This is a genomic window from Rodentibacter haemolyticus (assembly GCF_015356115.1).
GTDB classification, from domain to species: Bacteria; Pseudomonadota; Gammaproteobacteria; order Enterobacterales; family Pasteurellaceae; genus Rodentibacter; species Rodentibacter haemolyticus.
In genome coordinates this window covers 739,787-752,636 of record NZ_CP063056.1, presented here as the reverse complement: position 1 = coordinate 752,636, position 12,850 = coordinate 739,787, and the positions used below count along the sequence as shown (strand labels likewise).

13 protein-coding genes and 2 pseudogenes are annotated in these 12,850 nt (G+C 39.0%); 11 read left to right on the top strand and 4 right to left on the bottom strand.

Features of this window, described 5'->3' with window-relative positions; translation table 11 throughout:
• Nucleotide 1 precedes the first annotated feature (1 nt).
• From IHV77_RS03745 to IHV77_RS03715, 7 genes and pseudogenes are all read left to right on the top strand, one after another.
• A complete protein-coding gene (locus tag IHV77_RS03745) occupies nucleotides 2-388 on the top strand; it encodes a hypothetical protein (protein ID WP_194812803.1) in 387 nt (128 codons plus the stop codon).
• A gap of 41 nt (nucleotides 389-429) precedes the next feature.
• Complete coding sequence (locus IHV77_RS03740) at nucleotides 430-681, top strand: hypothetical protein (protein WP_194812802.1); 252 nt, start codon at nucleotides 430-432, stop codon at nucleotides 679-681.
• Nucleotides 682-1,044: a hypothetical protein gene (locus tag IHV77_RS03735; RefSeq protein WP_194812801.1), complete on the top strand. Its 363-nt coding sequence runs from the start codon at nucleotides 682-684 to the stop codon at nucleotides 1,042-1,044.
• 145 nt (nucleotides 1,045-1,189) lie between these two features.
• A complete protein-coding gene (locus IHV77_RS03730; protein ID WP_194812800.1) occupies nucleotides 1,190-1,507 on the top strand; it encodes a hypothetical protein in 318 nt (105 codons plus the stop codon).
• Nucleotides 1,491-1,736, top strand: a complete 246-nt coding sequence (locus tag IHV77_RS03725; RefSeq protein ID WP_194812799.1) for a hypothetical protein — start codon at nucleotides 1,491-1,493, stop codon at nucleotides 1,734-1,736. The genes IHV77_RS03730 and IHV77_RS03725 overlap by 17 nt, the downstream gene beginning before the upstream one ends.
• Before the next feature lie 54 nt (nucleotides 1,737-1,790).
• Nucleotides 1,791-4,136: pseudogene (locus IHV77_RS03720) on the top strand (hemagglutinin repeat-containing protein); the annotation flags it as partial.
• Nucleotides 4,126-4,302, top strand: a complete 177-nt coding sequence (locus IHV77_RS03715) for a hypothetical protein (protein WP_194812798.1) — start codon at nucleotides 4,126-4,128, stop codon at nucleotides 4,300-4,302. The pseudogene IHV77_RS03720 and the gene IHV77_RS03715, both read left to right, overlap by 11 nt.
• Nucleotides 4,303-4,683: 381 nt before the next feature.
• Here IHV77_RS03715 and prlC read toward each other — a convergent pair whose 3' ends face one another.
• Complete coding sequence (prlC, locus tag IHV77_RS03710; protein ID WP_194812797.1) at nucleotides 4,684-6,723, bottom strand: oligopeptidase A; 2,040 nt, start codon at nucleotides 6,721-6,723, stop codon at nucleotides 4,684-4,686.
• 115 nt (nucleotides 6,724-6,838) lie between these two features.
• On the opposite strand from prlC, the gene IHV77_RS03705 reads away from it, so the two are divergent.
• Nucleotides 6,839-7,240: a YbaN family protein gene (locus IHV77_RS03705; protein ID WP_194812796.1), complete on the top strand. Its 402-nt coding sequence runs from the start codon at nucleotides 6,839-6,841 to the stop codon at nucleotides 7,238-7,240.
• Nucleotides 7,233-8,792, top strand: coding sequence for a peptide ABC transporter substrate-binding protein (locus tag IHV77_RS03700; RefSeq protein WP_194812795.1), 1,560 nt, complete (start codon nucleotides 7,233-7,235; stop codon nucleotides 8,790-8,792). The genes IHV77_RS03705 and IHV77_RS03700 overlap by 8 nt, the downstream gene beginning before the upstream one ends.
• 47 nt (nucleotides 8,793-8,839) lie before the next feature.
• On the opposite strand, the gene fur is transcribed toward IHV77_RS03700, so the two are convergent.
• The 3 genes from fur to IHV77_RS03685 form a co-directional block, all read right to left on the bottom strand.
• A complete protein-coding gene (gene fur, locus IHV77_RS03695) occupies nucleotides 8,840-9,289 on the bottom strand; it encodes a ferric iron uptake transcriptional regulator (RefSeq protein ID WP_194812794.1) in 450 nt (149 codons plus the stop codon).
• 22 nt (nucleotides 9,290-9,311) lie between these two features.
• Nucleotides 9,312-9,836 (bottom strand): flavodoxin FldA, encoded by a 525-nt coding sequence (gene fldA / locus IHV77_RS03690; RefSeq protein WP_194812793.1) that lies wholly within the window; start codon nucleotides 9,834-9,836, stop codon nucleotides 9,312-9,314.
• A 103-nt stretch (nucleotides 9,837-9,939) separates the two neighbouring features.
• Nucleotides 9,940-10,725 (bottom strand): alpha/beta fold hydrolase, encoded by a 786-nt coding sequence (locus IHV77_RS03685; RefSeq protein WP_194812792.1) that lies wholly within the window; start codon nucleotides 10,723-10,725, stop codon nucleotides 9,940-9,942.
• An 8-nt stretch (nucleotides 10,726-10,733) separates the two neighbouring features.
• Here IHV77_RS03685 and seqA point away from each other — a divergent pair.
• Together seqA and menE are read left to right on the top strand one after the other, a co-directional pair.
• Nucleotides 10,734-11,445: pseudogene (seqA, locus tag IHV77_RS03680) on the top strand (replication initiation negative regulator SeqA).
• Nucleotides 11,432-12,826: an o-succinylbenzoate--CoA ligase gene (gene menE / locus IHV77_RS03675; RefSeq protein ID WP_194812790.1), complete on the top strand. Its 1,395-nt coding sequence runs from the start codon at nucleotides 11,432-11,434 to the stop codon at nucleotides 12,824-12,826. The pseudogene seqA and the gene menE overlap by 14 nt, the downstream one beginning before the upstream one ends.
• Nucleotides 12,827-12,850 lie beyond the last annotated feature (24 nt).

The window sequence follows — 12,850 nt, the reverse complement described above, 5'->3', positions numbered from 1 at the left end:
TATGAAAAATTGGTATGTTCTCGTTATTTCATTTTATTTAACAGGATGTTATTTTCATAATGGGTGTTGGTATAGTCCACAAAATGTAAGTTGTGTTGATAAAGGAGGGGCATATCCATATATCGCATTTTTCCAAAAAACTGAAACTATAGGGCATACGGATACTGCTCAACGGTGGGTTGATGTCAAGCTATGTGGAGGGGTTAATATATCTAAGAAAGAAAATTCTTTTAATATAAAAGGAGATAGAGATAACAATATGGTTATTATTCCAGAAGTTGTAGAGCGATTTGAAAAATGTATGGGAAGTAAAGGATATATCCGGCTTAAAGGATATGATTGTGGAAATCAAAACCCTAAATGGAGTACGGGAAAATGTAATTTATGATATACCAATCTATTGACGGAGGGTGGTATTTAGGGGATATAGTGATTCCTTATAAACCGGGAGATTTGTCTGATAAAGTGGTTGAATCTTTTGCAGGAACTCATGATTTAATTGGAGGGCAGGTTTGGAGATTTTATGACAAAGATGGAAATACTGCAGAAAAAGATCCGATAGCGCAAGTTCGTGCGGATATTACAACTGTTGTGGCGATTACTGTAGCAGCCCCATTTGCCTTATCTGATGTAATGTCATCTGATATGGTAGAAGTTCTTATGAAAATAGGAGGGCAATAAATGAAAAAGGGTATTTTTATAATGTTATTAATTTTACTAAATGGATGTTTATATTATGATTTTGAGGGAGAATGCTTTAGACCTATTATTCAAACAGTCTCTAGTAGTAATTGTTATCGGAACAGGGGAAAACCTTACCCTGTTATAGCTGGTTACCAAAAACAGAATAGTATTGGAAATACAAATCCTCAACAAAGATTAAATGATATTAGATCCTGTGGTTCAAATGAAAGTTTATATGATTTTAAGGTAGGGTACGAGAAGTTTCGTGCTTGTATGTCTTCTAAAGGATATATTTATTTTCACCCGGCAGAATGTGGCACACAAAATCCTAAATGGAGTACGGGAAAATGTAATTTGTGATATTTAACACTGTTGGAAAGGGGGGCGTTTTGTCGGTGCAGCAGCAAATTCAGAATATTACGATGGCGTATCGACTACATTTGGTCAGGCTTCTCACAATCAGGATTTTGTCGCCTTGCCTCCGGTGATTTTAGGTGGTAATACGGTGACAGGTGGCGCTTGCGGAGAACTTTGTTATTCACATAGTGGATATTATGGAAAAGTGCCAGATGAATTTTTGAAGGGAGATAATAATCAACCGCTATTAGATCAAAATGGTAAGGAAATTGAAAACCAAGAATATAAGGATTATGTAAGATTATGGGGAAAACCTCAAAAAGATCAGAATGGAAATCTTATTAATACTTCCGCACCAAATATTTTAATTCGAGACAAAGATGGGAAATTTCATTTAAGAAATAGCTCATCAGGTAACGGGATTTTTGAATATGGAGGAAGAAAGTATTATGAAAATATTTATTAAGTTGTTTTTACTTTTTATAAGCTTATTGGGAATAGTCTCTTGTACTCCCCGTATGATGGAGAGGTTATGGAACGGATATTATTCACAGCAGAAAGCCGTGGAAGAGTATGATAAAAAACGAGATGCCTTTTATGCGAAGGAAACTATTGAACAAAAGGAACTGAGAAAAAAAATAGGCAAATTTGCTTTAATATTTCTGGAGCATATTCAGGAAATTGGGATCAAATAAAATATGTAGATTGTATGTAAGAAAGAGGTTCACCAATTTATAGAGGTGGAAATTAATCTGACTACTCAAGCAAGTAGTAGCGGCAAACAAGGCACAGTCCTGATTGCCGATAATGACGTGAATCTGACAGCCCAACAACAAACCCACAAAGAGCGTAGCCGAAATAAATCCAGTGGTTTTAATGCAGGGGTTGCTATTGCAGTGGGTAATGGCGTGTCTTTCGGCATAACCGCAGGAGGCAATTACGGCAGAGGCTATGGCAACGGCGATGATGAAACCTATCGAAACAGCCATATTGGCGATAGTTCAAGTCAAACCCTGATTCAAGCAGGCAATAACGCCACCCTCAAAGGGGCACAAGTGCAGGGCAAAGGCGTAACCTTGAATGCCGAGAACCTTCATATCGAAAGTTTACAGGACAAGATGAAATATCAAGGTAAACAAATGAATGTCAGCGGACAGGTGACGGCAGGTTATGGTTTCTCCGCCTCAGGCAGTTACAGCCAATCTAACATCAACTCGGATTATGCAAGTGTAGTGGAACAATCGGGGATTTATGCCGGAGATGAGGGTTATCAAATTAATGTGGGTAACCACACCAGTCTCAAAGGCGGTTTAATCATCTCAAGCCAACAAGCGGAAAATGAGGGCAAAAACCGCTTTAGCACAGGCACGCTCACAGCCCAAAACATTGAAAACCATTCAAATTATAAAGGCACTGCCTTTGGTGTTTCAGGTTCGACAAGTATGGGAGGCGGTGAAGCTGCAAAAGAAGTCGGCGGAGCTAAGTTGATGACGTTTGGAAACAATACCCAAGAACAAAGGATTGATACGCGGGCAGGTGATGTTACAACCAAAACAGAAGGGCAGCTTTCTTTGAGTAAATCGATTGGTTTTGGTTATGACACAGGGAGCCAATCCAGTGTCACTAAGAGTGGTATTAATACTGCCAATATCGAAATCCGTAATGCAAATGCCCAATTAAGTAAAAGCGGTAAAACTGTTGCAGAGACTTTGTCTGCAATTAGGACGGATGTCACCACAGAAAGAGCGGTCAAAAATTCGGGTGTTTTGGTGAATAATTTTGATAAAGACAGGGTTCAAAAAGAACTCAATACACAGCTTGCCGTTACTCAAGCATTTGATAAAAATCGTATAGAGGCGAAACAAGAACTTTATGATATTGCCGATAAAAAACGAGCTGAAGCAGTAAGCATCAGAAGAGGTACTTACATTGATGGAAAAAGTGGTTATAACACTGATAAATCATTAGAGTTGGATAATTTTGCAGATAAAGTAGAAAAAGTAGCGTTCTATTTAGATGTGGCACTAGGTTCTCTTTACTCTTTTGGTAGTCCAACTGCAACAGCATATATGGCAACGGCAGTTAGCACGGATCCTATTGTGCGTGCTGCTTTATCTCCGGAACAAATTTGGATGACCACCTGTAAACAAGATTCTCTTTATTGTGCAGATAATAACTTAGACGGAACTAAGCGTCCGACAGAGAATGGTAAAGCACAAATTGGCGATAAACGCCAAATTTTTGACATTTCAGAGCTAAAACCATCAGAAGGTAATTATACAATTACAGTTTCCAATAATGGCATCCTAAATCCACTTGACGATGCTCTTAAAAATGCAATCAAACAAAATTCTTGGGAAACCAATAAAGATGGTGTTGCTGTTATATATAATCGACCAACAGGCAATCCTATATCAGAATTACTTTATGCGGCTTATGATAAAACCAATGATTTATTGGGTGGAAGGCTACCACTTACTACGGCAGAAAAAGCGAATGTGAAACTTTATCAGTATGCGAAACAAAATGGGTATCAACTTGATTTAAGTAATCACAGTCGTGGTGGTTTAACCGCAAGTGTGGCTTTACAAAACGCAAATAGAAATGGTCTCAAAAATATTCCAATTCGTGAATCACGGTTCTTTGGTACAGCAACGAATGTTCAGGACTATACTAATCAATTAGCTTCAAATGGTACATATATCTATAAAACAAGCGATGGTAGTATCAAAACTTCTGATAGCTATGGAATTACAAAATCGGCAGTCCACTATTCTGATTTCGTTGGGCGTTCACCATTAATCACACTTCGCAGTAAATTTATTGTAGGTGGTAATCAACCAACTGGTGGTGTAGATGATGCTTGGTTTATGTATTCACATAGTAGTTATTTTGCGGAGGTGCCTGATCCCTATCTTAAAAATGAGCAAGGGCAATATATTGATAAGAAGGGAAGTGTAGTTGATGAGAATAACAGAGTAGCAAATGATTATTTTGATGAATTTAAAGAAAAATGGAAACCTAAAAATAAATGGGATAATCCATCATTACCTATAATTATTTATTCACAAGGAGTAAAGAAGAATGAAAAATAAAATATTACTTGTTATTTCCATATTGTTATTTGGATGTTCTACATATCAAGGTGATTTTATTGTTAGATGGTGGGGTGGAGATTATTCAGTAAAAAGCTCTGCAGAAGTTTTTAAAAAAAAAGAAAAAGAATTTTATGAGAATGAGTCTATAGGAAAAAAATATTAAGAAAGAAAAATGAGAGCAGATGTTCTATTTTATCTAAACATATTTTAAATAAAAAAAGGCAAATATATAAAGGTAAGGATTTAACTTTTGAAAATATATATACTCAATGCATGGGTGCTAATGGTACATTTATTTACCCTTATGTAAATAATGCGAAACTTGATTGGTTAAAAGATGAAGAACTTAGATTTAAAAATTAAATAAGGCAAAATTACTACTACTTAGATCGAAGTGCCGAAGTTGATACAGTGAGCGTAGCCGAAATAAATCTAGCGGTTTTAATGTCGGCATTGCCTACGGTGGTTTTATAGTAGATGTACCTAGAGCATCAATCTCTCCAAATATAAAACCCTGCCATTGCAGGGCTTTATCTATTAATAATTAGTTTGTGATACCTTTGTGTCTCAATAAGGCGTCTAATTGTGGCTCTCGTCCACGGAAGCGTTTAAATAATTCCATTGGTTCTTCGGAGCCACCGCGGGTTAAGATTTCATCTAGGAAAGATTTACCGGTAATCGGGTTAAAGATTCCCTCTTCTTCAAAGCGTGAGAAAGCATCAGCCGAGAGAACTTCCGCCCATAAATAGCTATAGTAACCCGCTGCATAGCCACCTGCGAAAATGTGGCTGAAACTGTGTGGGGTTCTTGCCCAATCTACGCCTTTCATCACGGCAACTTGAGATTTGACCGCTTTTAACGTATCCAAAATTTGATTGGTTTTTTCAGGGGCAAAGGTGTGGTGTAAACGGAAATCGAAAATGCCAAATTCAAGTTGACGTAAGATAAACATCGCTGCTTGGAAGTTTTTGGCTTTCAATAATTGGGTGAGTTTTTCTTTTGGCAAGGGTTCACCGGTTTCATAATGACCGGAAATAAACGCAAGTGCCTCTTCTTCCCAGCACCAGTTTTCCATAAACTGACTTGGCAATTCTACCGCATCCCAAGGTACGCCATTGATACCGGCTACATCCGATACTTCAATTTGCGTGAGCATATGGTGAATACCATGACCGAATTCGTGGAATAGCGTTGTTACTTCATCGTGTGTAAACAATGCCGGTTTATCGCCGATGGGTGCGTTAAAGTTGCAGGTTAAATAAGCGACCGGTGTTTGGATTGAACCGTCAATTTTACGTTTTTTGCCGATACAATCATCCATCCACGCGCCACCGCGTTTGTTTTCGCGGGCGTAAAGATCAAGATAAAAACTTCCGCGGATTTGATCTTTTTCATCAATTAAATCAAAGAAACGAACGTTTTTATGCCAAGTATCCACATCAAAACGTTCTATCGCTCGGATATTGAAAATACGTTTGACCAACTCAAATAGACCTGAAATCACGCGATCTTCAGGAAAATACGGGCGAAGTTCTTCATCGTTAATAGCATATAAATGTTGTTTTTGTTTTTCGCTGTAAAAGCCGATATCCCAAGGAGCAAGCTCTGTTACACTAAAATTCTTTTCACAATAGTCTTTCAGTTCTTGTAATTCTTTTTCCCCCTGTGGTTTTGCCCGTTCTGCCAAGCTATCCAGGAAATCTAAAACCTGCTGTGGGTTTTCTGCCATTTTTGTGGCAAGGGAAAGCTCGGTATAAGTGCCAAAGCCGAGTAATTTTGCCAACTCTACACGCAAAGTTAGGATTTCTTCCATAACCAGACTGTTGTCCCATTTGCCTGTATTCGGGCCTTGCTCTGAGGCTCGTGTAGTGTAGGCGCGATACATTTCTTCACGTAACGCACGGTTTTCGCAATAGGTCATCACCGGTAAATAGCTAGGGATTTCAAGGGTAAAACGATAGCCTTTTAAACTTTTGCTTTCGGCAGATTGTTTTGCCGCCAGTAGGGCGGATTCGGGTAAGCCGGAGAGCTCTGCTTCATCTTCAATGATTTTTTCCCAGCCCATGGTGGCATCGAGTACATTATTGCTGAATTGTGAATTGAGTTCTGATAAGCGTGCTGAAATTTCACCGTAGCGTTTTTGTTTTTCTTCCGACAGGCCGATTCCGGAAAGATCAAAATCACGTAGTGAATTTTCAATCGCTTTTTTTTGCGCTACGGAATAAGTGGCAAATTCAGGGCTGTTTTTAAGTGCTAAATAAGCGTTATAAAGTCCTTTATGCTGTCCCACCCAAGTGCTATATTCAGAAAGTAACGGAAGGCAGGCTTGATAGGTTTGTCTTAATTCGGGGCTATTTTTTACGGAGTTTAAGTGAGAAACCGGAGACCAAGCACGGCTTAGGCGATCACTGGCTTCCGTTAAAGGTAAAATAAAGTTTTCCCAGGTAAAGTGCGGTTGATTTAGCACCTGTTCTATCGTATCGCGGCAATCTTGAATAAGTTTTTCAATTGCAGGTTGAATATGTTCCGGAGTGATTTGTGAGAAAGGCGGTAAGCCTTGAAGATTAAGTAATGGATTTGACATAACTGTTCCTTTTTTTTAAACCGTTCTTTATGTGACGGCAAATTCTATAATATCAAGGTTGAAAAATCTAAAAAATCAGCAATAATTGCTTGTATTCTACGATTCTAGGAACATTATGAAGTACGTTTATATTTTATTGGGTTTTCTTTCTCTCGGGCTCGGTATTATTGGTATTTTTCTCCCGATTTTACCGACAACGCCATTTCTTTTACTCACTTTATTTTTCTTTGCCAAAGGTTCAAAACGTTTGGAGGCTTGGTTTCTTCGTACCTCCGTTTATCAGAAGCATTTAAAATCCTTTAATGAACGTCGTGCAATGACAAAGAAAACGAAGATTTCGATTTTGTTTTTTTCTACTACGATGTTGTTGAGCGGTTTTTATTTCACACCGAGTGTTGTCGGTAGAAGTATTATTGCGGTGTTGATCGCCGTAAAATATTGGTTTTTCTTATTCTGGATAAAAACCGAAGAAATAGAAAACGAACCGATTCGGGAAAATGAGGCTGAAAATGAATAACTTTTCCTTATTCGGTTTAAAAAGTGCGGTCATTTTTTCCATTCTTTTTATTCTGAGTGGTTGTGATAAATTAAACAGTCCGAAGTCGGAAAATCAACCTGAATCAACGATTTCATCGGAACAGTCGGCTCAAATTTTGGAATCCTATCGTGAGAATTTAATTCGTGGTATGAGGTTTGAGCCTGTTTTAGAACCTTGGCAAGTAAAAGAGGAAGAACAACTCTCGCTTATTCGTGATTTATTTGAAGGTTTGACGGCTTATGACGCCCAAGGAAATATTGTGCCGGCCGCAGCCGAAAGTTGGCAAACGCAAGATAATAAAATATGGCGGTTTGTTTTGCGTGAAGGTTTAATGTGGTCAAATGGCGAACCTTTAACGGCGCAAGATTTTGTGTTTTCTTGGCAGGCGCTTTCCCAATCGCAAACACCGCTGAAATCTTATTTATTATATTTGAATTTGAAAAACGCAAAGGCGGTTTTGGATAAAAAACAGCCGCTTAAAGATCTTGGAATCTCAGTGGAAAATGACCGCACTTTGTTGATTTCTTTAGATAAACCCACGCCTTATTTGCCGGAAATGCTGGCTCATATCGCATTGCTGCCACAATATAGGGATTCAAGCCTGCAGGTATCAAATGGCGCTTATATGTTTTCATCACGTGATGGAAAGGGTATCCATTTAGTGAAAAATCCATATTATTGGAAGAAAGAGAGTGTGTCGTTCAAACGGGTGGATTATATACCTTACGATGGAGAAGCATCTCTTTCCGGATTGGATGTCGTGTGGGATATTGGAGATACAACAAATAACGTTCAGTATTTTCCAAAACTATGTAGTTATTTTTATGAGTTTAATTTGCGTGATCCCAAATTAACCGATCCTTTAGTGAGAAAAGCGATAGCCTCGCTGGTTTCTGTTGTCAACATTACTCATAATGAAATGCCAACCGGCATTCCAAGTTCTTATTTTTTACCGAAAGCGATGCTGCAAGGAGTAGATTCAAAGTGGGAACCTGTGGTCGCGGAGCAGTTACTGGCGCAAGCTAAAATTACTGAAAAGCAGCCGTTAATTTTGCAGCTTAGTTATGATGACACTCCACTACAGCGTAATATTGCCAATCGACTGGCACGACAATTATCGGAATCGGATTTATTACGTGTGGAAACACAACCGATGAGTTGGCAACAGTTGCAAAAGAAACGAACAAAAGGGGAATTTCAATTGATTCGCTCCGGTTGGTGCGGGGATTTTAATCATCCTATGGCGTTTTTAGGTCTATTTTATTCAAAAAGTCCGGATAATAAGAGCGGTTACGCTAATTCAAAATACGATAAACTTTTTGAGCAGGCGTTAAAAAGCACATCAGAAAAAGAGCGGTCGGAAATTTACTTAAAATTAAGTGAGATCATTGAACAAGAAAATGTCGTTCTTCCACTGTTTCAATATACTATACCGGTTTATATTGCATCTTCGGTAATGGGAGCGAAACAAAACCCGATCGGATCGATTTCCAGCAAAGATCTGTGGCGAAAAGTAGAAACCCCCGAATAACCAATAATAAAAATGCCCCGTCAGGAAACGAACGAGGCATTTATTGGTTAATTGTCTTTATCTTTTTTAATTTCTTCGCATTTCTCAATATCGCTACATTTGCCGTAAAGGTACAAACTATGAGCTTTTAATTGAATGCCGTATTGTTCGCTGATTTCTTTTTGGCGTTGTTCGATAAGATTATCAGAAAACTCAAATACTTTACCACAATCTTCACAGATGATGTGGTCATGATGTTCTGTCGGGGCGAGTTCAAAAACCGATTTATTTCCTTCAAAATTGTGGCGAATTAAAATATGTGCTTCGTCAAATTGGTTTAATACGCGATAAACCGTTGCCAGACCGATATCGCTCCCTTGTTCTAACAAAATTTTGTACACATCTTCTGCCGAAAAATGCTCATTTTTGTGATTTTGCATTAACGCTAAAATAGTTAAGCGAGGTTCGGTAATTTTTAAACCTGCTTTTTTTAGCAATTTAATATTTTCTTCAGACATAAAGTTTCCTTTTTTCAGAATGTTAGGCGAGCTCAGCTAAACACATTTCTTCATAAATTTGTTTACACCATTTTTCTACGCGTTCCGCCGTCAGCTCCGGTTGGCGATCTTCATCAATACATAAACCGATGAAGGTGCCGTCGTCTAATAGTGCTTTTGAGGCTTCAAAAGTGTAACCATCCGTTGGCCAATTACCAACAACGATTGCGCCACGCGGTTCAACAATATCGCGTACTGTGCCGATAGCATCACAGAAATAATCCGCATAGTCTTCTTGATCGCCGCAACCGAAAATTGCTACTAATTTGTCGGTAAAGTCAATTTCTTCTAGTGTTGGGAAAAAATCATCCCAATCGGCTTGGGCTTCACCATAATACCAAGTAGGGATACCAAAAAGTAAAAAATCATAGGCTTCAATATCTTCTTTTGAGGTTTTTGCAATATCGCGAATATCCACTAATTCATTGCCTAATTGTTTTTGAATCATTTTGGCGATATTTTCGGTATTGCCCGTATCGCTACCATAAAATAGACCCACTACTGCCATCTTTCTTTCCTTCGAATAAATGTTTAAAAGCTATAAAAATTAAGGGGAATGCCCCCTGTTAATCGCACGAACTATAGCATAAATCAATTCTCATTTGAACCAATTAATTCTTATTTAAAAACCGATTGATTGCCCGAATGACAAACTCGGGTTTTTCTGCATGAACCCAATGTCCACAACCGTTTACCGTAAATGAAGTCGCATTCGGAAATTGTTCTAAAATACGGGCGGTATCTTCCACTTTAATGTAAGATGAATCCCCCCCTTTGATAAATAATGTCGGGGTGTCAACCTGAACGGATTGCCAATCCATCAAATGTGGGTAATTATTGAAAAGTGCGGTCAGATTGAAACGAAAAAATTCAGGTGAACCGGGTTCAAAAGATTTCAGCATAAATTGTACCACCGCGGGATCTTGGATTTCCCGTTCTAAAATCGGTTTGGCTGCTTGACGGCTTCGTGGCGTAGCGTTCTTGACAGAAAACAGCCCTTTAAATACATCTTGATGTCTTTCGTTCCCATAAACAATAGGCGCTATATCAATGACAATTAATTTTTCAACGATTTCAGGATGAAGTGCGGTCAATTTCATTGAAGTTTTTCCACCCATAGAATGTCCGATCAAAATCACTTTTTCTAATTTGAGGTGCTGAATGAGAGCGAATACATCTTCTGCCATTAGATCGTAATTCATTGATTCCGAATGAAAACTTTGTCCATGGTTACGTAAATCAACCCGCAAGATAGAATAATTATCACTAAAGGCACGTGCGATAACGCCAAGATTATTCATATCGCCGAATAAACCGTGAATAAAAACCAGCGTAGGTTGATTAATTGCTTGTTTTGTTTGGTGAAATTGATAGTTCAATAATTGAGAATTAGGCATATTTTCGCGTGAGAATTTGTGAGGAAATCGTTATAATGAGCGAAAATTTTAGCAAATGGAGAGACAAAAATGAAGATAATTGAAGTGGATGAAGAATTGTATCAATACATTGCAAAGCAGACTCAATCTATTGGTGAAAGTGCCTCGGATATTCTTCGCCGTTTGCTTAATTTGCCGGCCAATTCGAGCAGCACCTTAGATTTCGTTTCTTTTGATGATTCAATGAAGAAAAGTGCGGTCAAATCTAATGCCGTTTCGACAAAAGCAACTAATTCGAATAACACATTTCAATCACAGGCTAAAGATGTTGTAGAGCCAGTCGCACCTAAAGTGGTGAAAAAACAATCGAACGAAGCCATTAATCAGATTTCGGATAAAGTTCGTGCTTTATTGGGATCTGTCGAATTTAGAGAAGAGAGCAAAGCCGTAGTGCGTTTTTTGGCGATTTTACGTGTGCTTTATCGTACGAATCCGGAAAGTTTTGCTCAAGCCACCGAGTCTTTACAAGGACGCACCCGTGTTTACTTCGCCCGTGATGAAGCGACATTATTGATGGCAGGTAATCATACCAAGCCAAAACAAATTCCGGATACGCCTTACTGGGTGATCACCAACACAAATAGCGGACGTAAAATGCTGATGTTGGAAGGTGCAATGCAATCTATGAATTTGCCGGAGAGTTTGATTGACGAAGTGCGAGCGTATTTTGTCAGTAACTAAATTATTCCCTTGGCAGGTTTTTGCCAATGATCCTCTGTATTGTGAAAAAGTCGCATTGCGTTCATCGCAAGGTGAACTTTTTACTTGGATCGATGTTGCCTATAAAATCAATCAGATGGCGGCATTTTTGCAAATGCGCGGCATAACGGAGGGGATTACATCTAAAAGTGCGGTCGCTTTTTGTGGTAAAAATTCAGAAAGCATCCTTTTCCTCTATTTGGCGGCGATTCAATGCGGTGTCAAGATTCTCGGTTTAAACCCGGCATTTCCTGATGAAAGAGTGAATGCGTTATGTCGGGAATATGGCGTTGATTTATGTTTGCGCGATGAAGATCTCACGCAGGCTTACTCCGTTTCTGCACCGTGTGTTTTTACTACGGCGGATTTTTCTCAACCTGCAACGATGACGCTAACATCAGGTTCAAGCGGTATACCGAAAGCAGTGGTGCATAATGTTCAATCTCATTTGGACAATGCTGTCGGCGTGTGTCGATTAATGAATTTTGATTGCACGCAATCTTGGTTATTTTCCCTGCCGTTGTATCACGTTTCAGGACAAGGGATTGTGTGGCGTTGGCTGGCTTGTGGCGCAGCGTTGCATTTTCCACAAGCGGATTTTTACGCTTCCTTATTGCAATCTACCCACGCTTCATTAGTGCCGACCCAATTGCAGCGTTTACTTGATTATTTGGCACAACACCCTCAAGTTGACTTCAGTACGCGTCATATTTTATTGGGTGGCGCACATATTCCGGTCGAGCTCACACAAAGGGTTTGCCAATATGGTATTGCCTCGTATAGCGGTTATGGTATGACGGAAATGGCATCAACGGTTTTTGCGAAAAAGTCCGATGATTTTTCTGGCGTGGGACAGCCGCTTTTCGGACGAGAGTTTCGGTTGGTGAATGATGAAATCTGGCTTAAAGGTGCAGGGCTTGCTTTAGGATATTGGAAAAATAATGAAATTAAACCGCTGACAAATGAGGAAGGTTGGTTACAGACCAAAGACAAAGGCATTTGGCAAAATAATGAATTGGTGATTGTCGGGCGTTTAGATAATATGTTTATTTCCGGTGGAGAAAATATTCAGCCGGAGGAAATTGAAAAGCAACTTTTACAATCAGGTCTCGTGAAACAAGCCTTTGTATTACCGAAGGAAGATGCAGAATTTGGTGCGAGGCCGGTAGCGATTCTCGAGTTTCACGAACGGTTCACGGAAAGTGCGGTCGAAAAGTTACGCATTTTTTTACAAGAACGTTTAGCCCGTTTTAAGCTGCCCGTTGCTTATTATATGTTGCCCTCAAATTTACAGCAGGGCGCAATTAAAATTTCACGTAAGGTGTTGACGCAATGGTTAGCGCAGCAAAAATATGACAAATAGAAAATATAACAACATAGGAAGAAT

Coding starts and splice junctions, on each gene's coding strand:
- IHV77_RS03745 (WP_194812803.1), top strand. CDS start 2: ATGAAAAATTGGTATGTTCTCGTTATTTCATTTTATTTAACAGGATGT.
- IHV77_RS03735 (WP_194812801.1), top strand. CDS start 682: ATGAAAAAGGGTATTTTTATAATGTTATTAATTTTACTAAATGGATGT.
- IHV77_RS03725 (WP_194812799.1), top strand. CDS start 1,491: ATGAAAATATTTATTAAGTTGTTTTTACTTTTTATAAGCTTATTGGGA.
- IHV77_RS03715 (WP_194812798.1), top strand. CDS start 4,126: ATGAAAAATAAAATATTACTTGTTATTTCCATATTGTTATTTGGATGT.
- prlC (WP_194812797.1), bottom strand. CDS start 6,723: ATGTCAAATCCATTACTTAATCTTCAAGGCTTACCGCCTTTCTCACAA.
- IHV77_RS03705 (WP_194812796.1), top strand. CDS start 6,839: ATGAAGTACGTTTATATTTTATTGGGTTTTCTTTCTCTCGGGCTCGGT.
- IHV77_RS03700 (WP_194812795.1), top strand. CDS start 7,233: ATGAATAACTTTTCCTTATTCGGTTTAAAAAGTGCGGTCATTTTTTCC.
- fur (WP_194812794.1), bottom strand. CDS start 9,289: ATGTCTGAAGAAAATATTAAATTGCTAAAAAAAGCAGGTTTAAAAATT.
- fldA (WP_194812793.1), bottom strand. CDS start 9,836: ATGGCAGTAGTGGGTCTATTTTATGGTAGCGATACGGGCAATACCGAA.
- IHV77_RS03685 (WP_194812792.1), bottom strand. CDS start 10,725: ATGCCTAATTCTCAATTATTGAACTATCAATTTCACCAAACAAAACAA.